Source organism: Delftia sp. NA_296.1 (genome assembly GCF_052692095.1).
Genome location: NZ_JBQZGF010000019.1, coordinates 35,578 through 58,394, shown reverse-complemented (window position 1 = coordinate 58,394; position 22,817 = coordinate 35,578). Strand labels below are relative to the sequence as shown.

Here is a 22,817-nt window from a genome sequence, read left to right as displayed (position 1 = left end):
CCAGTCCAGGCGCAGGTCGCCTGCGGCCTCGCCGCCCAGGCGCTCGCGCAGCACCTCGCCGGCCAGCCGGGCGCGCTCCAGGGCGCGCGGGCCGGCATAGGAGATCTCGCCCTCGGCCAGCCAGCCCGAGGCATGGCAGACATTGACCTTGTAGTGGCCGTTGTGCGCATGGCCGCGCACGCCGCTCAGGCGCACGGCGTCAGGCCCCACCTGGTGCACCTCGGCCTCGGACAGGTCGGCCACCACGTCGGGCGTCAGGTAGGCGGCCGGGTCGTGCACCTCGTACAGCAGCTGTTCCTTGACCGTGCGTTCGCTGACCAGGCCGCCCGTGCCTTCGGGCTTGGTGATGGTGCAGTCGCCCGAGGGCTCGATGATGGCAATGGGATAGCCCAGCCGCGCCAGGCCCTGCACGTCCTTGAAGCCCGGGTCGGCGAAGTAGCCGCCCGTGACCTGGGCGCCGCATTCCAGCAGGTGGCCGGCCATGGTGGCGCGCGCCAGGCGGTCCCAGTCGTCCCAGGCCCAGCCGAAATGCGCCATGGCCGGCCCCAGGGTCAGCGAGGGGTCGGACACACGGCCGGCCACCACGATCTCGGCGCCGGCCTGCAGGGCCTCGGCAATCGCGCGCGCGCCGATGTAGGCGTTGGCACTGACCAGCGAATCCTCGGGAAACTCCGCGCCCAGCGCGGCCCGCAGCGCCCCGCGGTACGCCGGGCCGCTAACGTCGTCGCCATGCACGACGGCGATGCGCGGCACGCGCAGGCCCAGGCGCTGCGCCAGCCGCTGGATGCAGCGCGCCGCGCCTTCGGGATTCGCCGCACCGAAGTTGCTGACGATGCGTATGCCATGCGCCAGGCAGTCGGCCAGCACGGGCTCCAGCAGGTCCTCCAGCAGGGGTTCATAGCCCGCGTCGGGCTGCTCGCGGCGCGCGAGCTGGGCCAGGGCCAGCGTGCGCTCGGCCAGGGTCTCGAAGATCAGGCAGGCGCTCTGGCCGCTGGCCGCCAGGGCGCGCACCACGGGCGCGGCGGCATCGGTGCGGTCGCCCGAGAAGCCGGCTGCGCAGCCCACCCACAGCGGGGGCTTGTCCGGGGCAAAGAAGGTTTCCAGGTGGTCCATGCAGGCCAATGTAGGCAAGGGCTGCTAATCTGTGAAATCGATTATTCGGATCAACTCATCCAAAAACCCGATGAATATCTCCTCCCGCCAGCTCGATGCCTTCATCGCCCTGGCCCAGCTCAGCAGCTTCACCCTGGCCGCGCAGCGCTGCCATCTGTCGCAGCCGGCCTTCAGCGCCCTGATAAAGGGGCTGGAAGACGGCGTGGGCGTGCGCCTGTTCGATCGCAGCACGCGCCACGTGGCGCTGACGCAGGAGGGGGCGCAGTTCCTCGATGCCGCGCAGCGCATACGCGCCGACCTGGGCGATGCCGTGCACGGCCTGCGCGAGGCGGCGGCGCTGCAGCGCGGGCGCGTGTCCATCGCCCTGCTGCCTTCGCTGGCGGCGGCCTGGCTGCCGCCCGTGCTGGCACTGTTCCATGCGCGCCATCCGGGCATACAGCTGCAGGTGTCGGACCTGCTGTCCGAGTCCTGCATCGCCCAGGTGGCCTCGGGCCAGGCCGACCTGGCGCTGGCCGCCATCCGCGCCGACACCGAGGAGCTGCAGGCCGAATGGTTCTGCGCCGACCGGCTGCACCTGGTCTGCCGCGCCGACCATGCGCTGGCGGCCCTGCCCGCGCCAACAATGGCCGACCTGCGGGACCAGCCCTTCATCCAGCTCGCCCGCCACAGCAGCGTGCGCCAGTACCTGGAATCGCAGGAGCAGGCCCCGCCCCTCAACACCTTGCTGGAAGTGGAGCACTTGGCCACCGTGATGGGCATGGTGCGCGCGGGCCTGGGCATCAGCGTGGTGCCGGCCCTGGCGCTGTTCCACTTCGTGCAGCCTGGCCTGGTGACGCGCCCGCTGGCCGATGCCGACCGCCGGCGCGACCTGTACCTGGTGCGCAGGCGCCAGCGCAGCCTGTCGCCGGCCGCCCAGGCCTTCCACGCGCTGGCGCTGGAGCATCGGCCCGGTGCGGGCGAGACCACCTGATACGGGGCAGCACGAACCTCGCAGCACAATAGCCCGATCGCCAAACGCATCCGAAAGCCGCCACCGTGGGTGAATTCGACCTGATCCGCCGCTTCTTCCAGCGCCCCGTGCGCCGCGCCGCCCTGGGCGTGGGCGATGACTGCGCCCTGCTCGCCCCGGCGCCGGGCATGCAGCTGGCCGTCTCCAGCGACATGCTGGTCGAGGGCCGGCATTTCTTCGCCGACGTGGACCCGCGCCTGCTGGGCCACAAATCCCTGGCCGTGAACCTGTCCGACCTGGCGGCCTGCGGCGCACGCCCGCTGGCCTTCACCCTGGCCCTGTCCCTGCCGCGTGCCGATGCGGCCTGGACCGAGGCGTTTGCGGCCGGCCTGCTGGCCCTGGCCGACGCCCACGGCTGCGAGCTGGTCGGCGGCGACACCACCCAGGGGCCCTTGAACATCTGCATCACCGTCTTCGGCGAAGTGCCGCCCGGCCAGGCCCTGCTGCGCAGCGGCGCGCGCGCGGGCGACGACATCTGGGTCAGCGGCAGCCTGGGCGATGCCCGCCTGGCGCTGGAAGCCCTGCTGGGCCACACCACCTTGCCACCCGGCACGCTGGCCGCCGCGCGCCAGCGCCTGGAAGCGCCCACGCCGCGCGTGGCCCTGGGCCAGGCGCTTCGCGGCATTGCCAGCAGCGCGCTGGATGTGAGCGACGGCCTGCTGGGCGACCTGGGCCACATCCTCGAGCAATCCCGCGTGGGAGCCAGCCTGGACACGCGCCTGATCACGCCGCTGCTCGATGCCGGCCGGCACACGCCCCTGGCCATCGACCTGCTGCACCAGTGCACCCTGTCCGGCGGCGACGACTACGAGCTGTGCTTCACGGCCCCGGCCGACCGGCGCGATGCCGTGCAGGCCGCAGGCCGCGACAGCGCCACGCGCGTGACGCGCATAGGCTGCATCGAGGCCCCGCCCGGCCTGCGGCTGATCGGCCCGGACGGTGCGGCCATGGCGCCCCGGTGGACCTCATTCGACCACTTCGCTGCGGCCTGACGCCGCGCCAAACCACTTTCATCCGAGAAGGACTGCCCATGGTTCAACGCTCCGCCCTGCCCGCCCTCTCTGCCCTGGCCGCCGCCTGCTTCCTGCTGGCAGGCACCCCGGTCCAGGCCCAGGCACAAGCCCAGGAAGCCACCGTCGCCCGCGCCCCCATCGCGCGCGTCACCCTGTATGCGGGCGTGGCCTCGGTGGAGCGCACGGCGCGCATCACGGCCGCCACGCGCCAGCTGGTGTTCGAGTGCCTGCCCGGCTCCATCGACCCGCAGAGCCTGCAGGTCAGCGCCGATGCCGGCGTGCGCCTGGGCGACTACAAGCTGCAGTCGCAGCCGCGCGAACTGGCCTCCAAGGCCTGCGCCAGCCCGCTGGAGCAGCAGATCCGCACGCTGGAAGACCAGTTGGCCGCGCTGGAGGCCGACGAGTCCGCCGCCAAGCTCGTGGGCGACTACCTGCAGGGCCTGGCCAAGCCCGGCGATGACGCCAAAGCCCCCGCCCTGCCCGCCGCCAGCCAGCTGGGCGCCGCCACCGAGGCGTTGCGCAGCACCAGCCGTGGCAACACGCTGCGCGCCCACCAGATCCTGCGGCAAAAGCAGGCGCTGCAGGAGCAGCTCAGGCCGCTGCAGCTCGAACGCGACCGCACGGGCGCAGGCAACGCCCAGGTGATGAAGGTCACCGTGCAACTGGCCAGCCCGGCCGATGCCAATGTGCAGCTCACCTACCAGGTGCGCGGCCCGAGCTGGCAGCCCACCTACCGCGCCCAGCTGGACCCGGCCAAGGGCACGGTGGCCATCGAACGCCTGGCCCTGGTGGCCCAGAACAGCGGCGAGGACTGGAGCCAGGTACAGCTGCTGCTGTCCACCGGCCAGCCTTCGCGCAGCACGCAGGCACGCCTGCCCAATCCCTGGACGCTGGATGTGGAACGGCCCCGCCCCGTGGCCGCCATGGCCCCTCCGCCAGCGCCGGCCCCGGCGGCCCCTGCAATGATGCTGGAGCGCGCCCGCAAGCCCGGGGCGGCCGGCGAGGCCGCCGAACTGCCGGTGCTCGATGTCGCCAGCCTCAACACTGCCTACGCCACGCAGTTCTCCGTGCCCTACCGCATCAGCGTGCCCTCCAGCAGCGAGCGCGTGACCCTGGCCCTGGGCTCGCAGAACCTGCCGGCCACCTTGCTCACGCGCACGGCGCCCGCCGTGGAAGAGGCCGCCTACCTGGTGGCCCAGCTGGCCGTGCCGGCCGGCGTGTGGCCCGCAGGCCCCGTGGCCCTGTTCCGCGATGGCGCCTTCGCCGGCCAGGGCCGGCTGGACTTCGGCAACGCCGCAGCGCTGGCCCAGGGCCTGTCCTTCGGCCGTGACGACAAGGTGGTCGTGCGCAACCTGCCCGTGGACTCGGCCACGGGCAGCGGCGGCCTGCTCAGCAGCAGCACCGAACGCCAGGTCACGCGGCGCTTCCAGGTGGACAACCGCCATGACCGCGCCATCGAGCTGCAGGTGGTGGACGCCGCACCCGTCTCGCGCAACGAGCAGATCCGCGTGCAGTCCCAATACAGCCCGCAGCCGTCCACCACGCGCTGGAACGACCGCAACGGCATGATCGCCTGGCAGCAGCCGCTGGCCGCTGGCGCCAGCGCCAGCTTCGAGGCCCGCCACCATATCCGCCATCCGCAGGATCTGGCGGTCGAAGAGCGTCAGTGAAGCACCAGGGCCGCGCTTATGATCTCGCCCCATGAGTGACGCGCCGCTGCGGCCGGAGGTTTCCGGCGATCCTGCTACCCCCACCTTTGCCTCTGCGGCGCGCCCACCGGAAGGCCCACCGCAGGGCGGCATGGCACGCCCCACGCTGGAATTCATGATGTCCCACCCGGCCCACTTCATCGCCATGGGGCTGGGCTCGGGGCTGGGGCGCATCGCGCCCGGCACCGTGGGCACGCTGTGGGCCTGGCTGTCCTTCCTGCTGCTGCAGCACTGGTTCACGCCCCAGCAGATCGGCCTGCTGATCGCGGGCAGCATTCCCCTGGGCTGGTGGGCCTGCACGGTCACGGCGCGCCACATGCGCGTGGCCGACCCGGGCAACCTGGTCTGGGACGAGATCGTGGCCTTCTGGCTGGTGCTGTGGCTGGTCATGCCCACGGGCTTCTGGGGCCAGCTCATCGCCTTCGCGCTGTTTCGCTTCTTCGACGCCGCCAAGCCCCAGCCCGTCAAATGGGCCGACCGGTGCTTCAAGGGCTTCGGCTGGCGCGGCGGCTGGGGGATCATGTTCGATGACCTGGTGGCCGCCTTCTGCACGCTGCTGGTCATCGCCCTGTGGCGCCATTTCATTGGCTGAAGGAGCTGGCATGAGCGCATCCAACGAACTCGTCGAAACCCTGGCAGGCCTGCTGCTGCAGCGCGGCTGGATGCTGGCCACGGCCGAGAGCTGCACGGGCGGCATGATCGCTGCGGCCTGCACGGACCGCGCCGGCTCCAGCGAATGGTTCGAGCGCGGCCTTGTCAGCTACTCCAACGCGGCCAAGCACGACCTGCTGGGCGTGCCCGAGGCGCTGATCGCCGAGCACGGCGCCGTGAGCGAGCCCGTGGCGCGCGCCATGGCCGAAGGCGCCATCGCCCACTCACGCGCGCAGTGCAGCGTGGCCGTGACAGGCGTGGCCGGGCCGGGCGGCGGCAGCGCCGCCAAGCCTGTGGGCACGGTCTGGTTCGGCTGGAGCGTGTACGGCACCACGCACAGCGAATGCCTGCGCTTTGACGGCGACCGCGCCGCCGTGCGCCAGGCCACCACGGTCCATGCCCTGCAGCGCCTCAATGCGCTGATCAGCGCAAGGCTTTTATGAGCCGGTGCGCGATCTCCTGCAGCGGTGCAGGCAGGGCGCGGTAGCTTTCCAGCAGGCGCTGCTCGTCCACGGGCAGCGGGGCGTTGTCGTCTTCCAGCCCGGCCGTCAGCTCCAGCGCCGTGGTCTGCAGCGCCAGGGCCACGCGGGCCAGGGTGTCGTTCTTGAGGGTGCGGATGGCCCCCGATTCGATCTGCGACACGGCCGAGGCCGTGATGCCTGCGGCCTCGGCCAGCCGGCCCTGGGTCATGCCCAGTTCGGCGCGGCGGGCGCGTATGCGTTCACCGATATGTCTCATGGCTCGTGCATCCAAAGCCTGTGGCGCGGGCGCTCAGGCGCCGTGGCACTTCTTGAACTTCTTGCCGCTGCCGCAGGGGCAGGGGTCGTTGCGGCCCGGCTGCTCGCCCTTGACGATGGTTTCCTGGCGCGGGCCCATGCTCTTCCAGATCTGGCGCAGGTCGTACAGCGCCCAGATGGCCTCGCCGAACTGCTCCACGCGCTCCTGGCTGGTGCTGGCGGGGCCGTCCTCGTCGTACATGCAGACTTCGGGCTTGCCGGTGTCGTCCTCGGTCAGGGCCACGACGGCGTTGAGCGCCTCGTTGAGCCAGCCGGCGGCTTCCTTGTCGCGCGGGGCGGCCCATTCCTCGGCCCAGTTCTCGACCACGAACATGAAGCCCAGCGCCCAGATCTGGCCGAACGAGGGAATCTCGCCGTCATCGGGACGCTCTTCCTCGGGCAGCGACAGGATGGCGCCGCGCATGTCCATGGCCTCGGGCTGGAAGGTGCGGTCGTCTTCCAGCGTCTTCACATCGGCGTCCAGCTGGGTGCGGATCTCGTCCATGCGCAGGCCCACCAGCTCCAGAAAGCGCGCCTGCTGCGCCGCGTCCTTGAACACTTCCATCAGTGGCAGCGGCTGGCCCTCGGCCACCTCCAGCGTGCCGCCGTCGCCCAGCAGCATGGGCAGCCACTCGGCGGCCGGCACCTCGCGGCGCGTGCAGATCAACGCCGTCAGGAAACCGTCGCAGAACTCCCACTGCGGAATCTCCTCGCCGCGCGTGCGCAGCTCGTCGAGCAGATCGTCAAGCTCCTCCAGCGCCTCGGGCGTCAGGGCAGGCTCGTCGGGCAGGGCGGTGGCTTCGTGGGCGTCGTTGGACATGGCGGAAATCTCTAGGGAAAACAGGGAGAAGGAACCGGCCACGGCCAGCCCCTCGAATGAATGGCCCGCAGTGTAGCCGCGCCGCCATGCCCGTGGCGCCCGGTCGGAACTGGCGCCCACGGGGCCCTATCGCCTACATGGCCCACATGGCCCACCCGCTACCCGGCTCCCTGCCAGGCCGGGAGCATGGAAAGCCCCACCCATTCCCCGACCCGGCTCATCGTCAAATTCTGCAAAGCGCCGCTGGCGCCGCCAAAGACTGCCACCAGTGCCCATGTCTGCTCGTCGAAGCCGCGGGTCGTGCAGCAGGCCATCTGGGGCAGGCACAGCGCCTCGGCCGGGTCCTGGGCCAGCAGGCTGACGAATTCCTGCGCGGTCACGGTCTCCGGATCCAGGCCCATGGGCCAGGACCCCTTCCAGCGCTGCGCATCCAGGGTCACGCTGTGCACGCCCCATGTCGGAGCGCCTGGCATGTCGCCCCAGGCCAGGCGTTGAAGGACCAGGCCCAGCCCCCTCTCCGCCCATGTCACCGGGTAAGGCGGGGCGTGATCGATCTTCAGCAGCTGCGCATCGCTCAATCCCGCCTGGCGCAGGGCCAGGCGCAGGCAGTCCTGCCGGCTATGCCGTCCCAGCGTGCGCAACACGGCATCCATCAACGGGGCGATGGGCTGCGGCTTCATGGTGCTTTCCATTCAGAACTCATCAAAACGACGCATATAGGCGTCGCATGCCAATTGCCACGCGTCTTCGTCGTCGGATCCGGAAGGCGGCGGTCCGATGAAGTTGTTGAGCCGGGATTTGGCACGAATCGGCTTGAGCAGGCGCGCTGCCTCGCAAAAGGCTGGCAGTGTCAGTCCCTTATCCATGTCCCCCAACCCCGGAAAATCTCCTGCCCGAATCCCCAGGCAGTTGCCCACATCCCCGGCGGAAAGGTATTGGCTGGCCTCCACCTGCTTTCGCACGGCCTCCCGCCCACCCAGTTTCTCCAGCAATGCATCGCTGACAAAACTGAGCCAATTGATGCTGTACATGGCGTTGTTGAAATCATGATCGAACAATGCAAGACTTCCTATGGCATTCAATCCTGGGAACCGCTTCAGATAGGGATATAGCACTTGCTGGCCCTTGCCAACAGGTCCGATATTGCGTTCTTCCACTGCAGGAATGACACCCCATCCGGCAATAGCCCAGAAGGGTTGCATCAACTCCACCACCTGGGTAGTGATCCGGCCCACGTTGTGCTCAGGTGGCTGGTCAAGAATCCACCATGCTGGAAATGCCATGCGAATGAAAGACATGGCAGGACCTATGCCAGGCGAGATATGGCGGTCATGTAGCCAAATACCTTCATCGTTGTTTATACGGCAGTGAAGTCGAAAGTCTTGAGCATTTTCAACCCAGTCATCTGGTGGCTTTGGATTTCCCGAAGCTAGATCAAAAATCATCGCAAACCCTTCGGGATTGTTAAGCGTACTCGGCTTGTGTTTGGCAATTCTCGCTTGTGCTTGCTTGCTGGTCAGTGACATAGGCGCCAGACCCCACCATATTGCAAGCTTGTCTGCGCCAACAACCTCACAAAACAGATCAATCACTTTCCATGCACGCTCACGCACGGCCAATGAATCCCCGTCATGGAACACCATCTCGATGGTCCAGCCTGCTCTTGCACAAATGCGCCCAAATTGGTTCTGCAATACCAGCGCCTTGAGAATATCCATCGTCGCCACGGTGGCAACATTCGCTTTATCATTGCCGCAAGGCCAGTTGAAATCATGTTCCGCAGCCATCGCTATCTTCTCCATTACTTCAAAACACCAGAAATCAGAACAAATCAAACCGGCTCATATAGGCATCGCATGCCAGCAGCCATGCATGTTCATCGTTAGAGCCGGAAGGCGGTGGGGCAACAAAACTGTTGAGCCGAAATTTGGCACGAGCCGGCTTGAGCAGGCGAGCCGCCTCGCCAAAGGCGGGCAGCGTCAGCCCCTGGTCCATATCCCCAAGCCCCGGAAAGTCTCCTGCACGAATCCCCAGGCAGTTGCCCACATCCCCGGCGGAAAGGTATTGGCTGGCCTGCACCTTCTTTCGTACGGCCTCCCGCCCACCCAGTTTCTCCAGCAATGCATCGCTGACAAAACTCAGCCAGTTGATGCTGTACATAGCGTTGTTGAAGTCATGACTCTGCAAGGCGTGGCTACCTAAAGCATTCAAGCCTGGAAATCGCTGAAGATAAGGATAGAGTATTTGCTGACCTTTTCCGTCGGGATCGATATTGCGCTCTTCCACAGCAGACATGATGCCCCAACCCGCCGTAGCCCAGAAAGGCTGCATCAATTCCACCACTTGAGAGGTGATCCAACCGACATTGCGCTCGGACGGTTGATTCAAAACCCACCATGCAGGAAATGCCATGCGGATGAAAGACATGGCAGGCCCTATTCCAGGTGATTGATAGCGATCCTTCATCCAAAGCCCTTCGTCGTTGTTGATACAACAGTAAAGGCGAAAGTCTTGTGCATTGTTTTCCCACAGTTCAGGCGGCTTTGGCTTTCCGGAAGCCATATGAAAAATCAGTGCATAACCTTTAGGATTGTCTAGGCTCTTCTGCTTCTTCGCGGTCAACTTCTTTTGTGCCATTGCGCTGGTCAGCATGGCAGGCATTCCGTCATACCAATAAACCAATTTCTCCTTCCCTACGGCCTCACAAAAAAGATCAACCACTTTCCATGCACGTTCACGCACAGCCAAGGAATCTCCCTCATGGAACACCATTTCAATGGTCCAGCCGGCTCTTGCACAGACATCACCGAACTGATTGCACAGTACCAGCGCCTTGAGAATATCCATCGTCGCCACGGTGGCTTTTTGCAGCTCTCTGGTGCTCAAAGGTTTTTTGAAATCTTTTGCCATATTCATCCTCCATATCTCACCGTACCGAAGCCATCGTTTCAGAATGACAACCCAAGGACTCTTGCCAGTGCAGTCCCTACCGCGCCTACACCTCGAAGTACCCGCCCCAGTGCGGACGCACCGGCCGCAGCCCCCACCGCAGCCGACGTATCCGCATTCACCCGCTCTGCCAAAGAGATGGCCTTTTCCCTGTTGGCCTGCCATCGCGCTGCCTGGTTCAACACACTTTCGTTCGACTTTTCTCCATCGCTGTCGCAAGCGCAGCTTCCGGCGTCCAAGGCCTTCTGGAGAAACTTGTCTTCGAAAATTTCTCGGTACGCATGAAACTGACTCTTGCCGTCTGGCCCTTCAGCATTGGAAAAGCCATCCCCCGGAAACTTCATCTCATAGACCCGCTGCACGTTGTCCAGCACAGGCGGAAGGCGCGGGTTCTTCACCACGACCACATCCGGGATGCGCGAGCCCGCAGGCCGGCTGCGCGTGGGTCGTACGGGCTCCCTGCGCGACATGACGGGGGCCTTGTTCAGGTACGGCACTTCCTGCTTGTAGTAGCCCCGGTAGCCTTCAAACCCGTCGGCCTGCATGACCACGCCGGCCACGCAGCGCTGGCCCAGGCCGCCGGTCATGCAGCAGCAAAACAGCTCGCACAGCGCCCTGCGGTCCAGTTCGTTGTCGAAGTCCCGGGTACCGCATACCTTGTTGAAGCCCACAAGCACGACGGCCTTGCACAGCTCCCTGGACCGCTTCAGGCGATTGAGGGCAATGAAGGCGGGGACCAGTTGCTCGCAGCTCATGCACCCGGGCCTCCCAGGGGCGAGGAGGACTCGCCTGCCGGCGTACGCCGCCGCACCACGTCCCAGATGCCCATCGGCAGTTCAAGCATCATCAACTGGATGCGTCCGTCAGGCGGCAGGTCGGTGCGCGAGAGAAACTTGCGCACGGCGGGAAATTCGTCGAAGCGCTCGCCAAACTGGTGGCGCAAGGCCAGGAAGCCGATGACATCGTCCGGCGTCGACAGGCCCCAGCCCACCGCACGGTCAAGGCCTCGCCGGGTATGGGCCAGCAGCCTGTCATGCGGCCAATCCTGCTCGCTGAGATGGCAGGTCTGCCGCACGATGGCGGCAATCCCTCCTTCGCTGGGCACCAGGTTGCGGCGCAGCGTGCGCTGCATTTCCAGGGTTGAAATTTCCATCATGGCGAAGGCACCTCCCATTGCCTGTTGTCCAGGCGCGCCAGGCCTGTGACATGGTCCAAAAACTTGCGCTGCGCCATGCCGACCCAGATCCCCTCGGGATGCGGTGCCAGGCAGGCGAGGATGCTGTGGCCGCGGAACCAGTCCCCCAGATGCGCCGGGTCGAACTGCGCCAGCAGGCGAGGCAGCACGCGCGGGTCGTAAAAGCGCAGCCACAGCCGCTGGCCGCCGTCTCCCCTGGCCTGCAGAAACCGCTTGAGATGGCGCTTGAGCGCAGGGGCGGGCAGCCGGCTGATCAGGAAAATGCCCCAGTGCGCCTGCCAGCCTTCATGCGGCCAGCGCTGGAACAGCGGACTGCCTGCATGCACCCGCATGAGATAGGGCGCGTAGCGCGCATAGCGGGCGGCAGGCATGCCGTCATACAGGCAGGTGATGCACGACTGCGGCGGCTCGGCCAGGATGGCGTCATGCAGGTGCTCATCCGCCGCCGCATCCACGATGGCGTAGAGCAGGCCGTCGTAGGTGGCCGCCACCTTTTCGAGCACGGCCTGGCGCGCCATCTGGAGATCGTCCGGCGTGCCGGGGCCTGGGGGAATCAAGGTGGACATGGCGATTCAGTCCTCCATGGCCGACACGAAGGCGGCCCCCGATTGCGCGGCTTCGGCCAGGCACCGGCCCGCATTCGCACCGATCCAGACGGTGGTGCAGCCCGAGACGACCACGCCGCCGTGCACGGTCCTGTCCCCCATGCGGGCTGCGGGCCTGCCACCGATCAGTACCGTGGCTTCGCCTTCGGCCAGGGCATCGGGCGGTGAACGGGGGCACAGCGCCTTGTCCGTGACCCTGGCCGCCGGCATGCCGCCGATGAGCACATTGGCCTGGCCGGAGAGAATGGCCCCGCCCCCGTGGGCGGGGCAGGCATGCATGTCGCCCACTCTTGCTGCAGGTTGTCCCATGCGAGTGTCCCGGGTTCAGCAGTTGATCTTCACCAGTGGCGACTTGATCTCGATCATGGCCGGGGATATCTCGATGGAACTGGCCCCCGACTGCAGCCTGATGCCTTGGGTGCCGGTGACGATGACGGTCTGCCCATCGACCGTGAGCGTGGTGCCTGCAGCCAGGGCCAGTTGCCCGCCCGCATCGATCAGGCTGTTGGCGCCCACCCGCAGCGCGTGATCGTTGCCGACGTTGACCGCCTGGTCCTGCCCTACCTCGGTGCTGTCATTGTTCTGGATGGTGCTGCTGCGGTTGTTGCCCACGATGAGGCCTTCATCGTTGCCAATCTGCGCGCTGCGATTGCGCCCCACGGTCCGGCTCCAGTCCATGCCCACGTTGTCGCTTCGCAGGACACCCACGTTGCTCATCAGCACCGCGCCCACGTTGAGGTTGTAGGCGCACCCCACGGTGATCATCTTGAAGAGGCCCGTGCCCTGCGTGTAGCCGATGCCCACGGCTTCGGATTTCATCCTGCCCGTGGACACGGTCCAGTTGCGACCAATGCTGTCGCGCCCATTGGCATCCACGGTTTTCGTGCGGTTCTTGCAGATGCGGATGCTTTCATCCAGGTCCACCGTGCGCGTGCGGTTCTGGTGGACGGTGAGGGTCTCGTCCAGGTCCACCACCTCCGTGCGCCAGCCGTGCACGTCGATCTTCTCGTTGCGGTCCACGGTCTCCGTGCGGTCCCGGTGGATGACGTTGGTCTCATCCCGGTCGATGGTCTTGCGCCGGTCGTTGCCCACCCATTTGTCCTCGTCGTTCTCGACTTCGGTGAGCTGGTCCTTTTGCGCGTGCAGCCACAGCTGTTCGGCGCCCGCCTTGTCCTCGAAGCGGATGGCGTTGGCGTCGCCCTGGCCGTTCTTCAGGCCCGCGCCCGGCGCGCCGTCCTTGCTCGACCGCGTCTTGATGCCCGATTGCGTGGCGTTGGCCGGCAGCGCCCAGGGCGGCATGTTGGCCGCGTTGTAGACGCAGCCCGTGACGATGGGGTAGTCCGGGTCGCCGTTGAGGAAGTCCACCACCACCTCATGCCCTATGCGGGGGATCGAGATGGCGCCAAAGCCCGGGCCTGCCCAGTTCGTGGCGACACGGATCCAGCAACTGGAGTTCTGGTCCTTCTTGCCCAGCCGGTCCCAGTGGAACTGCACCTTGATGCGGCCGTATCCGTCGGTCCAGATTTCCTGCCCGGCCGGGCCCACGACAATGGCCGTCTGCGGCCCCGTGGTGCGCGGCTTGGGCGTGGTGCGCGGCGGCGTGAAGGCGAGGCTGGTGGGCTGGGCCTGCAGTTCGTAGCGCTGGAAGGATCCTTCTTCCTTGGCGCCGTCCCGGGCACTCGGTGCGGATGGGACACCACGTACGCTGGTGATCGCGCTGACGCGAGGGTTTTCTTTCAGGTGGTAGCTCAGGCCGGTGATCAGGTACTGCTGGTTCTGGTCGCCGCGCGGGTAGTTGTAGAGGCTGAAGGTGTAGCCCGTGGCCAGCGCCCGGTGGCAGGACTGGCCCCGCACCCGGCTTTGGCCCGTGAGGCCTTGCTTCAGGCGCACGCGGATGTAGGCATCTCCATCGCCGTATTCCGTGTAGCCGCCCGGCCATTCGTAGGTTTCATGGCCGTCGTGCGCATGGCCCGGTGGATCGCGGCGCATGTGGGACAGTTCGGCCCGGGGCTTTTTGAAGTCGTAGTCGTCGATGTAATGGCGGCCCGGCTTGATTTCCTGCTCCAGCTGCCAGGCGTGGATGTTTTCCTGGTCCCCGGCAGCGGCTTTTTCCGGGGGATAGAAGGGAATGGATTCACCGCCGGGCAATGCGCCATGCGAGGCAATGATGTCGTCGCACAGCACCAGGGTGTGCCGGCCCGATGCGTGCTCGAAGAAGTAGTAGATGCCTTCGTGCTCCATCAATCGCGAGACGAAGTCGCAATCGCTTTCGTTGTATTGCACGCAGTAATCCCAGCTGCGATAGGCGCGCGTGAGTTTCCTTTGCATTGGATGGCCATAGACGCCCAATACCTGCTCGATGATGTCGGGCACGTTGAGGTTCTGGAAGATGCGAAAGTCGCTCTTGCGCGTGGCCAGCCACAGCCAGGGGCTCAGGCGGGCCTTGTAGGCATAGTGGCGGTGGTCCTGGCCCTGCATGCCGAAGCGGGTGACGATGCCGTCGATGTAGCGCCTGCCGCCGCCCTGGGTTTCTATTTCGATGGTGGCGTTTTTGCCCAATAGGGCCTTGGGGTCGATGCTTTCGTTTTCGCTGAGCATTTCCACATCAAGGCTGAAGAGCTGGCTGATGTTTTCCTGGCCGCGCAATTCACGGAAATGCAGTTCATCGCCCAATGGCGTATGGATGGTGACTCGGCGTGTCATTGGTGCTCGCGCCCTGCGGGGGCGCCCTCCCGGTCTTTCGATACGGAAAGATCATGGAAGAATGAGCCACTCCATGGAAATTCCAGTTTCTGCCGAAAAATAGGATTGCCAAAGGGAAGTTGCCGGTTCTCCCCCCGGAACGGACTTGGGAAAAGCCTAGGACAAGCGGCCGGAGCAAGGGCCTTCCTGATGTGCTGCCGCCACACATCGCCCCGGCTGGCCGCCTCCGGATCAGGGCGCCGCACGCCCGCGCAGCCGCTCAGGGGTTCACAGTGTCCTGGCGATGATCTCCTTCATGATCTCGTCACTGCCCCCGTAGATGCGCCCTATGCGCGCATCGGTCCAGGCGCGGCCGATCTGGTATTCGGTCATGTAGCCGTAGCCGCCGTGCAGTTGCAGGAATTCGTCGAGCAGGCGGTTTTGCAGCGCCGTGGCATTGAGCTTGACCATGGCCGCCCGGTCGGGCGCGAGCGCGCGGCGCAGGTGCAGGGCGATGCAGTCGTCCACGAAGACGCGCAGCATGGTGGCCTGGGCCTTGGCCTCGGCCAGCTTGAAGCGCGTGTTCTGGAAATCGAACACCGGCTGGCCGAAGGCCTTGCGCTCGCGCGTGTAGGCAATGGTCTTGTGCAAAAAGGCCTCGATGGACGCGGCCGCGCGCACGGCCACCACCAGGCGCTCCTGGGCCAGTTCGTGCATGAGGTACCTGAAGCCCGCGTTCTCCTCGCCCAGCAGGTGGTCGGCCGGCACGCGCACGTTGTCGAAGAACAGCTCCGAGGTGTCCTGCGCCATGAGGCCGATCTTTTCCAGCTTGCGGCCCTTGGAGAAGCCGGGCATGCCGTCCTCGACCACGATCAGGGACACGCCCTTGGCACCCATCTCGGGCGCGGTCTTGGCGACGACGATGACCAGCTCCGAATTGATGCCGTTGGTGATGAAGGTCTTCTGGCCGTTGAGCACGTAGTGGTCGCCCTCGCGCCGTGCCGTGGTGCGCACGGACTTGAGGTCGCTGCCCGCGCCGGGCTCGGTCATGGCGATGGCGCCGATCAGCTCGCCTGCGGCCATGCGCGGCAGCCAGCGGTCCTTCTGCGCCTTGCTGCCATAGGCATGGATGTAGGGCGCGACGATGTCCGAATGCAGCGGAAAGCCCAGCCCGCTGGCGCCCGTGCGCGCGATCTCCTCCAGCAGCACGGCCGCATGGCCGAAGTCGCCGCCGCCGCCGTAGGGCTCGGGCAGCATGGGGTTGAGCAGGCCTTCGCGCCCGGCCTTGCGCCAGACCTCCTTGGGCACGATGCCCTGGCGCTCCCATTCGGCATGGTGGGGCACGATCTCGCGCTCGAAGAAGCGGCGGGCCTGCTCGCGGAACTGTTCATGGTCTTCGCGGTAGACGGAGCGCTCGGTCAGGTCTTGCATGGGTCGGTATCCGGTGGTTGTCGGTGAGGAAAGACGGTGAAGGGCCGTTCAGGCGCTGCGCAGGTTGAAGCCCGCGTGGGGCTGCTCGCGCAGCCTGTCCTTGAGCACGCGGCGCAGCAGCTTGCCCGTGGGCAGGCGCGGCAGCTCGTCCACGAACTGCAGGCGCTGCGGGCGCTTGAGGCGCGACAGCGTGGCGCCGGCCTCGGCGACGATGGCGCGCGCCATCTCGGCGCTGGCCGCATGGCCCTGGCGCAGCACGACCACGGCCATGGGCTGCTCGCCGAAGTCGGGCTCGGGCACGCCGACCACGGCCACCTCCTGCACGGCCGGGTGCGTGGCCAGCGCGTTCTCTATCTCCTGCGGATAGAGGTTGACGCCGCCCGACAGGATGAGGTCCGCCCGCCGGTCGCTGAGGAAGAGGTAGCCCTCCTCGTCCACATGGCCCAGGTCGCCATAGGTGGCCCAGCCACGCTCGTCGATGGCCTCGCGGGTCTTGGCGGGATCGTTGAGATAGGCGAAGGGCGCCACGTCCGAGAAGAACACGCGGCCGATCTGGCCCGCAGGCAGCTCCTGCCCGTCGTCGCCCACGATGCGCAGCCGACCGTAGCTGGCGCGGCCCACCGAGCCTGGGCGCCGGCGCCATTCGGCGGAGTTGATCAGGGTGATGCCGCAGCCTTCGGAGCCCGCGTAGTACTCCAGCAGGATGTCGCCCCACCAGTCCAGCAGCGCCTGCTTGACGGCCACCGGGCAAGGCGCGGCCGCATGGATGGCGCAGCGATGGCTGGACAAGTCATAGCCGTGCCGCACCTCCTCGGGCAACTGAAGCAGGCGGCCCAGCATGGTCGGCACCCACTGGCTGTGGGTGATGCGGTAGCGCTCGATCATGGCCAGCGCCTGCTGAGCGTCGAAGCGCGCCGTGATCACCACCGCGCCGCCGCCGTCCAGCGTGCGCAGGCAGTAGCGCAGCGGCGCTGCGTGGTACAGCGGCGCGGGCGAGAGGTAGACCGCGTCGGCATCAAAGCCCATGTTGCGCTGCCAGGCCAGGAATTCGGGGTCGGCCTGCGTGCGGTAGAGCGCCGCCGGCAGCGCCTTCTTGATCCCCTTGGGCCGGCCCGTGGTGCCGGAGGAGTACAGCAGGTCGCGCCCCAGCGGACGGCCCGACAGGTCGATGGGCGCGGGCGCCTGCGCGCGCCAAGCGGCCAGGGCATCGGCCAGCGACGGCAGGCCCGTGGATGCGCAGTCTTCTCCGTCCACCGAATGCACGGTGGCCGCCAGCGCGGCCGGCAGCTGCGCCGCCGTGGCGGCCGAGGCAAAGACATGGCGCGCCCCGCTGTCGCCCAGGATGTAGGCCACCTCGGGCGCCGTCAGGTGGGTGCTGATGACCACCGCGTACAGGCCCGCCAGGCGCGCGGCCAGCACCAGCTCCAGGATCTCCACGCGGTTTTCCATCAGCACGGCCACCGTGTCGCCGGCCGCCAGGCCCTGTCCGGCCATCCACTGCGCCACCTCGCGCGAGCGCTGCGCCAGCGCGCCCGCCGTGTGCTGCTGACCGCTGTCGCCCATGGTCAGCGCAACGCGGTCGGGCCGGGCATCGGCCCAGCTGTGAAAGTCATGCACGCCTGTCTCCTTTGCTTTTTTGAATCCGCCGTCTCGAATTCATCAGGTTTTCAGCAAGTATTTTTGTTTACGCTCGGTTTTTCATCCGGGAAAACGCTTTATTCAATGCAAATTTCGAGACTTATCATTCATTTCATGAACCTCCAGTCTCATTAAATCCGCATGAACACTCCTGTCATCGTCGATGCCATCCGCAGTCCCATGGCCCGGGCCAAGCCCGATGGCGCCCTGGCCCAGCTCCACCCCGTCGATCTGCTCAGCCAGGTGCTGGAGCAGCTCGTGCAGCGCAACCGCATCGACCCCGGCGCGGTGGACGATGTGATCACCGGCTGCGTGAGCCAGGCCGGCGAGCAGGCCGGCACGCCGGGCCGCCTGGCCTGGCTGGCCGCAGGCCTGCCGGCCCATGTGCCGTCCACCACCATCGACCGCAAGTGCGGCTCCAGCCAGCAGGCGGTGCACTTTGCCGTGCAGGCCATCATGTCGGGCACGCAGGACATGGTGATCGCCTGCGGCGTGGAGTCCATGAGCCGCGTGCCCATGGGCAGCTCGCGCATGGGGCAGAACACCACGGGCGCGCGCTTCGATGCGCGCTTTGCGCCGGGGCTGGTGGGCCAGGGCGTGTCGGCCGACCTCGTGGCCGCGCGCTGGGGCCTGGGCCGCGAGGAACTGGATGCCTATGCCGCACGATCGCACCAGCGCGCCCATGAGGCCCAGTCGGCCGGGCACTTCGAGCGCGAGATCGTGGGCATCACCACGCCTGCCGGCCTCGTCACGGCCGACGAGACCATCCGCCCGGGAACCACGACGCAGAAGCTGGGCGCGCTCAATGCCGTGTTCCAGAACGACGAGCTGTCGGCGCGCTTTCCGCAGATCCGCTGGCACACCACGGCGGGCAATGCCTCGCAGATGACCGACGGCGCCAGCGCCATGCTGCTGATGAGCGAAAAGCGCGCCCAGCAACTGGGCCTGCGCCCGCGTGCGCGCTTCGTGGCGCTGGACGTGGTGGGCGACGATCCGCTGTACATGCTCACGGCCCCCATTCCCGCCACGCGGCGCGTGCTGGCCAAGGCCGGCATGCGGCTGGAGCAGATGGACCACTGCGAGATCAACGAGGCCTTTGCCTCCGTGCCCCTGGCCTGGCTGAAAGAGCTGAGGGAACTGGGCGCCGACCCCGAGCGGCTGAACCCGCGCGGTGGCGCCATCGCCCTGGGCCATCCGCTGGGGGCCTCGGGCATCCGCCTGATGACCACCATGCTGCATGCGCTGGAGGACAGCGGCGCGCGCTACGGCCTGCAATCCATGTGCGAGGCCGGCGGCATGGCCAACGCCACCATCATCGAACGCCTGTAAGCCAGGCACCGGAGACACATCCATGCAACTGCAAGAGAACATGACGGCCCTGGTGACGGGCGGCGTATCGGGCCTGGGCGAGGCATCGGCCCAGGCACTGCTGGAGCGCGGCCTGAACGTGGTGGTGGTGGACCTGAACGAGGACCGCGGCGCGGCCATGGTGGACGCCGCCCGCCAGCGCCACGGCAGCCGCCTGCGCTTCGTGAAGGCCGACGTGGCCGACGCCGACCAGATGGCCGCCGCCATTGCGGCCGCCGAGGACTTCGGCGAGTTCCGCGCCCTGGTGCACTGCGCGGGCGTGGGCGGGCCGCTGCGGCTGGTGGAGAAGGACGGCAGCCCCGGCTCGCTGGACAAGTACACGGGCATCGTGCGCGTGAACCTGATCGGCACCTTCAACACGCTGCGCCTGGCCGCCGCCAGCATGGCGCGCAACGAACCCGTGCAAGGCGAGCGCGGCGCCTGCGTGCTCACGGCCTCGGTGGCGGGCTACGAGGGGCAGATCGGCCAGATTCCCTACGCCTCGGCCAAGGCCGGCATCATCGGCATGACCATCGTCGCCGCGCGCGACCTGGCCACGCGCATGATCCGCGTGTGCACCATTGCGCCGGGCCTGTTCGACACGCCCATCCTGGCCAAGCTGCCCGACAACATCCGCCAGTCGCTGGCCGCCTCCGTGCCCAACCCCGCACGCCTGGGCCACCCGTCCGAGTACGCGCTGACCGCGCTGCACATTCTTGAAAATCCCATGCTCAATGGCGAGACGATTCGCCTGGACGGTGCCATTCGGATGAGTCCTCGCTGAGAAGCGCACTGGCCCAGCACACGCGCGGAGAAGAAACACCATGTTCAAACGCCTCACGCTGGCCGCTGCCGCCTGGCTGTGCGCCACGGCAGCCATTGCAGCCGATGCCTGGCCCACCCGGCCCATCACCCTGGTCGTGCCGGGCGCGGCCGGGGGTTCCACCGACATTCCCGCGCGGCTGCTGGCGCTCAAGCTGGGCGAGCGGCTGGGCCAGCCCGTCATCGTGGACAACAAGCCGGGCGCGGGCGGCTCCATCGGTGCCAGCCAGGTGGCACGCGCGCAGCCGGACGGCTATACGGTGCTGGTGGGCAACACGGGCTCCAACGCCATCAACTACACGGCCTACAAGAAGCTGCCCTACAGGCCCGAGGACTTCGTGGCGCTGACGGACATGATCTCGTTCTCCAACGTACTGGTCGTGCCCCAGGCATCGCCGGTGCGCTCGCTGGACGATCTGCTCAAGGCCGCGCGGCAGGCGCCGGGCAAGCTGTCGTTCTCCTCGGCCGGCGTGGGCCAGACCACGCACCTCATGGGCGAACTGCTGCGCGAGCGCACGGGCGTGGACGTGGTGCATGTGCCCTACCGTGGCTCGGCACCGGCCACGGCGGCCATCGTCTCGGGAGAGACGCAGTTCATGTTCGACAACCTCACGGCCTCGCTGGTGCATATCAAGGCGGGCAAGCTGCATCCCATCGCCGTGACGGGCGCGCAGCGCGAGCCCGAGCTGCCCAACGTGCCCACCACCACCGAGCTGGGCCTGCAGGACTTCGACAAGGTCGGCTGGATGGGTTTCTTCCTGCCCGCGCAGACGCCGCCCGCCGTGGTGCGCAAGCTCACCGACGGCCTTGTCGCCGTGCTCCGGGACCCCGAGGTGGCGCGCCGCTACCGCGAGCTCGGCGGCCGCCCCGGCGGCATGCCGCAGGCGCAGTTCACCCAGCTGGTGGACAACGACCGCAAGAGCTGGGGCGCGCTGATCACCAGCCGCCAGCTGCAACTCGACTGAACCGATTTCGACGGAGACACCATGAAGGTGCTGGACAGCGTGCGCGTGCTGGAGATTGGCGGCATCGGCCCGGGGCCGTTCTGCGCCATGCATCTGGCGGATCTGGGGGCCGATGTGGTGTCCATCGTGCGGCCCGAGGCGGAACCCGCCGCCACATCAGCCACCTCAGCCGCCTCCGCGCTGTCGCGCGGCAAGCGCTCGGTGTTCGCCGATCTCAAGTCGCCCGAAGGGCGTGACCTGGTGCTGGCCCTGGTGCGCGATGCCGATGCGCTGATCGAAGGCATGCGGCCCGGCACCATGGAGCGCCTGGGCCTGGGACCCGAGGCCTGCCAGGCCCTCAACCCGCGCCTGGTCTATGGCCGCATGACGGGCTGGGGCCAGGACGGCCCGCTGGCCCAGGCAGCTGGCCACGACAACAACTATGCCGCCGTCTCGGGCGCGCTGTGGGGATGCGCGCCGGCCGATGCCCGGCCGGTCTCGCCCTTTGCCACCCTGGGCGACATCGGCGGCGGCGCCATGTACCTGATGACGGGGCTGCTGGCCGGCATCGTGCAGGCACGCGCCACGGGGTGCGGCACCGTGGTGGACGCGGCCATCGTCGATGGTGCGGCGCACATGCTCAACCTCATGCTGCACGCGCGCCAGCGCGGCCTGGTGGCCGACGAGCGCGGCCACAGCATCCACGACAGCGCACCGTTCTACGAAACCTATGCCTGTGCCGATGGCGGCTTCATCACCGTGGGCGCCATCGAGCCGCAGTTCCACGCCCTGCTGCTGGACAGGCTGGGCCTGGCCGGTGCCGCAGCGTTCCAGGGCCCGCAGTGGGACCGCGCCGCCTGGCCGGTGCGGCGCGCGCAGCTGCAGACGCTGTTCGCCTCCCGGCCCCGCGCGCACTGGCAGCAATTGCTGGAGGGCAGCGATGCCTGCTTCGGCGCCGTGCTCAGCCCTGTGGAAGCCGCCCGCCACCCGCACCTGCAGGCGCGTGGCATCTATCTGCAGCCCGAAGGCGGCGCCCTGCAGGCCAGCCCCGCGCCACGCTTTGACGGCCAGGCCTATGCGCCGGGTCCTGCAAATGCCGCAGGCTCCGATACCGCCAGCGTGCGGGAGAAGGTGAGCGCAGGCCGCGCGCAGGAAGTCTGGCGCAGCGCCCGCTGATTCACGAGAGGCTGGAGGCGCCCAGCATGCCTTCGACCAGGCGCACCAGCGTGATCAGGCGCGGCCCGGCATCGCTTTCCAGTGCGCGGCTTTGCGGGCTGTAGATGGGCAGGGAGACCGAGAACACCCAGTATTCGCCGTCCTTGGCCGTGGACATGGGCACGGCAATGGACTGGATCTCGCGGTGCAGGTCGCCGTGGCTGCGGCAAAAGCCGTGCTCGGCCAGGTCGCGCCGCGCATCGTCGAGCCGCTCGCGCAGTTGCTGGGCGCGTGCGGGATCGTCGACCTGCAGCTCGGCGATGAAGGCCTCGCGCTCGGCCTCGGGAAGGCTCAGCAGGTAGGCGCGGCCCGTGGCGGTGCGCGACAGCGAGATGTGCACCCCGATCTCGGGCAGGAAGACCTTGTTGGTCAGGCCGTTGGCCAGCTCCACCAGGCACAGCTGGCGGCCGTGCCCCACGGCCAGCTGGATCTGGCCTTCCAGATGGTTGGCCAGCTCCTGCATGTGCGGCCGCGCGAACTGGCGCATGTGCATGCGCGCCAGCACGGGCGAGGACAGGTTCAGCAGCCCCACGCCCGGCACGTACTTGGACAGGCGGTCCGAGTAGCGCATCAGGTTCAGTTCGCACAGGGTGTCGATCAGGCGGAACAGCGTGGGCTTGGGCAGGCCCGTCATGTCCATCAGTTCACGGGCGCTGAGTTCCTGGTGCTTGTTGGAAAAGCACTGGAGCACGGAGATGCCGCGCACCAGGGCGGCCACCAGCTTGCCACTGTCTTCTGTGTTCATGAATGGTTTTCGGCACTGCTAAAGATGAAACGATTGTCTCAATTTTCCGGCTGCCAAGCGGCAAATCCACCGGCCTTGCCGCAGTGCAAACCCTGGCGCCACCGCCGGCCGGCGCAAGCGGCAAGTCCTGGCACGGCACAATTGCCGCATCCG

At 67.3% G+C, this 22,817-nt stretch carries 23 protein-coding genes; 9 read left to right on the top strand and 14 right to left on the bottom strand.

The window, feature by feature from the left end; all coding sequences use genetic code 11:
• Positions 1 to 1,113 (bottom strand): acyclic terpene utilization AtuA family protein (locus tag ACUTR7_RS29030; RefSeq protein WP_445610394.1); only part of this gene is annotated, 1,113 nt, incomplete at its 3' end.
• A 70-nt stretch (positions 1,114 to 1,183) separates the two neighbouring features.
• On the opposite strand from ACUTR7_RS29030, the gene ACUTR7_RS29025 reads away from it, so the two are divergent.
• From ACUTR7_RS29025 to ACUTR7_RS29005, 5 genes are all read left to right on the top strand, one after another.
• On the top strand, positions 1,184 to 2,083 hold the full coding sequence (locus ACUTR7_RS29025; RefSeq protein ID WP_013804722.1) for a LysR family transcriptional regulator: 900 nt from the start codon (positions 1,184 to 1,186) through the stop codon (positions 2,081 to 2,083).
• Between the two features lie 65 nt (positions 2,084 to 2,148).
• Positions 2,149 to 3,114, top strand: coding sequence for a thiamine-phosphate kinase (gene thiL / locus ACUTR7_RS29020; protein ID WP_445610393.1), 966 nt, complete (start codon positions 2,149 to 2,151; stop codon positions 3,112 to 3,114).
• Between the two features lie 38 nt (positions 3,115 to 3,152).
• A complete protein-coding gene (locus ACUTR7_RS29015) occupies positions 3,153 to 4,805 on the top strand; it encodes a DUF4139 domain-containing protein (RefSeq protein WP_445610392.1) in 1,653 nt (550 codons plus the stop codon).
• 130 nt (positions 4,806 to 4,935) lie between these two features.
• The gene (locus ACUTR7_RS29010; RefSeq protein ID WP_012202641.1) at positions 4,936 to 5,436 is read left to right on the top strand and encodes a phosphatidylglycerophosphatase A family protein; all 501 of its coding nucleotides are present in this window, start codon (positions 4,936 to 4,938) and stop codon (positions 5,434 to 5,436) included.
• A 10-nt stretch (positions 5,437 to 5,446) separates the two neighbouring features.
• Positions 5,447 to 5,938, top strand: a complete 492-nt coding sequence (locus ACUTR7_RS29005; RefSeq protein ID WP_269197788.1) for a CinA family protein — start codon at positions 5,447 to 5,449, stop codon at positions 5,936 to 5,938.
• On the opposite strand, the gene ACUTR7_RS29000 is transcribed toward ACUTR7_RS29005, so the two are convergent.
• The 12 genes from ACUTR7_RS29000 to ACUTR7_RS28945 form a co-directional block, all read right to left on the bottom strand.
• Complete coding sequence (locus tag ACUTR7_RS29000; protein WP_012202639.1) at positions 5,919 to 6,233, bottom strand: helix-turn-helix domain-containing protein; 315 nt, start codon at positions 6,231 to 6,233, stop codon at positions 5,919 to 5,921. The genes ACUTR7_RS29005 and ACUTR7_RS29000 overlap by 20 nt on opposite strands.
• 33 nt (positions 6,234 to 6,266) lie before the next feature.
• Positions 6,267 to 7,091, bottom strand: a complete 825-nt coding sequence (locus ACUTR7_RS28995) for a YecA/YgfB family protein (protein WP_013804727.1) — start codon at positions 7,089 to 7,091, stop codon at positions 6,267 to 6,269.
• A gap of 158 nt (positions 7,092 to 7,249) precedes the next feature.
• A complete protein-coding gene (locus tag ACUTR7_RS28990) occupies positions 7,250 to 7,771 on the bottom strand; it encodes a hypothetical protein (RefSeq protein WP_445610391.1) in 522 nt (173 codons plus the stop codon).
• A 12-nt stretch (positions 7,772 to 7,783) separates the two neighbouring features.
• Positions 7,784 to 8,926 carry a type VI immunity family protein gene (locus ACUTR7_RS28985; RefSeq protein ID WP_445610390.1) on the bottom strand — a complete coding sequence of 381 codons (1,143 nt, stop codon included), beginning with the start codon at positions 8,924 to 8,926 and terminating at the stop codon, positions 7,784 to 7,786.
• Positions 8,913 to 10,001: a type VI immunity family protein gene (locus ACUTR7_RS28980; protein ID WP_192368940.1), complete on the bottom strand. Its 1,089-nt coding sequence runs from the start codon at positions 9,999 to 10,001 to the stop codon at positions 8,913 to 8,915. Before ACUTR7_RS28980 ends, ACUTR7_RS28985 begins: the two co-directional genes overlap by 14 nt.
• Before the next feature lie 38 nt (positions 10,002 to 10,039).
• Positions 10,040 to 10,795, bottom strand: a complete 756-nt coding sequence (locus ACUTR7_RS28975; RefSeq protein ID WP_445610389.1) for a hypothetical protein — start codon at positions 10,793 to 10,795, stop codon at positions 10,040 to 10,042.
• A complete protein-coding gene (locus tag ACUTR7_RS28970; protein ID WP_141831029.1) occupies positions 10,792 to 11,196 on the bottom strand; it encodes a hypothetical protein in 405 nt (134 codons plus the stop codon). Before ACUTR7_RS28970 ends, ACUTR7_RS28975 begins: the two co-directional genes overlap by 4 nt.
• On the bottom strand, positions 11,193 to 11,801 hold the full coding sequence (locus ACUTR7_RS28965; RefSeq protein WP_445610388.1) for a DUF4123 domain-containing protein: 609 nt from the start codon (positions 11,799 to 11,801) through the stop codon (positions 11,193 to 11,195). Before ACUTR7_RS28965 ends, ACUTR7_RS28970 begins: the two co-directional genes overlap by 4 nt.
• A 6-nt stretch (positions 11,802 to 11,807) precedes the next feature.
• Positions 11,808 to 12,119: a PAAR domain-containing protein gene (locus tag ACUTR7_RS28960; RefSeq protein ID WP_034389552.1), complete on the bottom strand. Its 312-nt coding sequence runs from the start codon at positions 12,117 to 12,119 to the stop codon at positions 11,808 to 11,810.
• A 45-nt stretch (positions 12,120 to 12,164) separates the two neighbouring features.
• The gene (locus tag ACUTR7_RS28955) at positions 12,165 to 14,543 is read right to left on the bottom strand and encodes a type VI secretion system Vgr family protein (RefSeq protein WP_445610387.1); all 2,379 of its coding nucleotides are present in this window, start codon (positions 14,541 to 14,543) and stop codon (positions 12,165 to 12,167) included.
• A gap of 267 nt (positions 14,544 to 14,810) precedes the next feature.
• Positions 14,811 to 15,953 (bottom strand): acyl-CoA dehydrogenase family protein, encoded by a 1,143-nt coding sequence (locus tag ACUTR7_RS28950; RefSeq protein WP_012202629.1) that lies wholly within the window; start codon positions 15,951 to 15,953, stop codon positions 14,811 to 14,813.
• A gap of 48 nt (positions 15,954 to 16,001) precedes the next feature.
• Positions 16,002 to 17,570 carry an AMP-binding protein gene (locus tag ACUTR7_RS28945; RefSeq protein ID WP_199960474.1) on the bottom strand — a complete coding sequence of 523 codons (1,569 nt, stop codon included), beginning with the start codon at positions 17,568 to 17,570 and terminating at the stop codon, positions 16,002 to 16,004.
• A 162-nt stretch (positions 17,571 to 17,732) separates the two neighbouring features.
• On the opposite strand from ACUTR7_RS28945, the gene ACUTR7_RS28940 reads away from it, so the two are divergent.
• The 4 genes from ACUTR7_RS28940 to ACUTR7_RS28925 are packed head-to-tail and all read left to right on the top strand — an operon-like array spanning position 17,733 to position 21,880.
• Complete coding sequence (locus tag ACUTR7_RS28940) at positions 17,733 to 18,920, top strand: thiolase family protein (RefSeq protein ID WP_445610386.1); 1,188 nt, start codon at positions 17,733 to 17,735, stop codon at positions 18,918 to 18,920.
• Between the two features lie 22 nt (positions 18,921 to 18,942).
• Positions 18,943 to 19,722: an SDR family NAD(P)-dependent oxidoreductase gene (locus tag ACUTR7_RS28935; RefSeq protein ID WP_046988290.1), complete on the top strand. Its 780-nt coding sequence runs from the start codon at positions 18,943 to 18,945 to the stop codon at positions 19,720 to 19,722.
• A gap of 40 nt (positions 19,723 to 19,762) precedes the next feature.
• Positions 19,763 to 20,725 (top strand): Bug family tripartite tricarboxylate transporter substrate binding protein, encoded by a 963-nt coding sequence (locus ACUTR7_RS28930; protein ID WP_216295194.1) that lies wholly within the window; start codon positions 19,763 to 19,765, stop codon positions 20,723 to 20,725.
• Positions 20,726 to 20,746: 21 nt separating this feature from the next.
• Complete coding sequence (locus ACUTR7_RS28925; protein ID WP_445610385.1) at positions 20,747 to 21,880, top strand: CaiB/BaiF CoA transferase family protein; 1,134 nt, start codon at positions 20,747 to 20,749, stop codon at positions 21,878 to 21,880.
• A gap of 1 nt (position 21,881) precedes the next feature.
• Here the strand turns inward: ACUTR7_RS28925 and ACUTR7_RS28920 are convergent, their stop codons facing one another.
• Complete coding sequence (locus ACUTR7_RS28920) at positions 21,882 to 22,664, bottom strand: IclR family transcriptional regulator (protein ID WP_445610384.1); 783 nt, start codon at positions 22,662 to 22,664, stop codon at positions 21,882 to 21,884.
• Positions 22,665 to 22,817 lie beyond the last annotated feature (153 nt).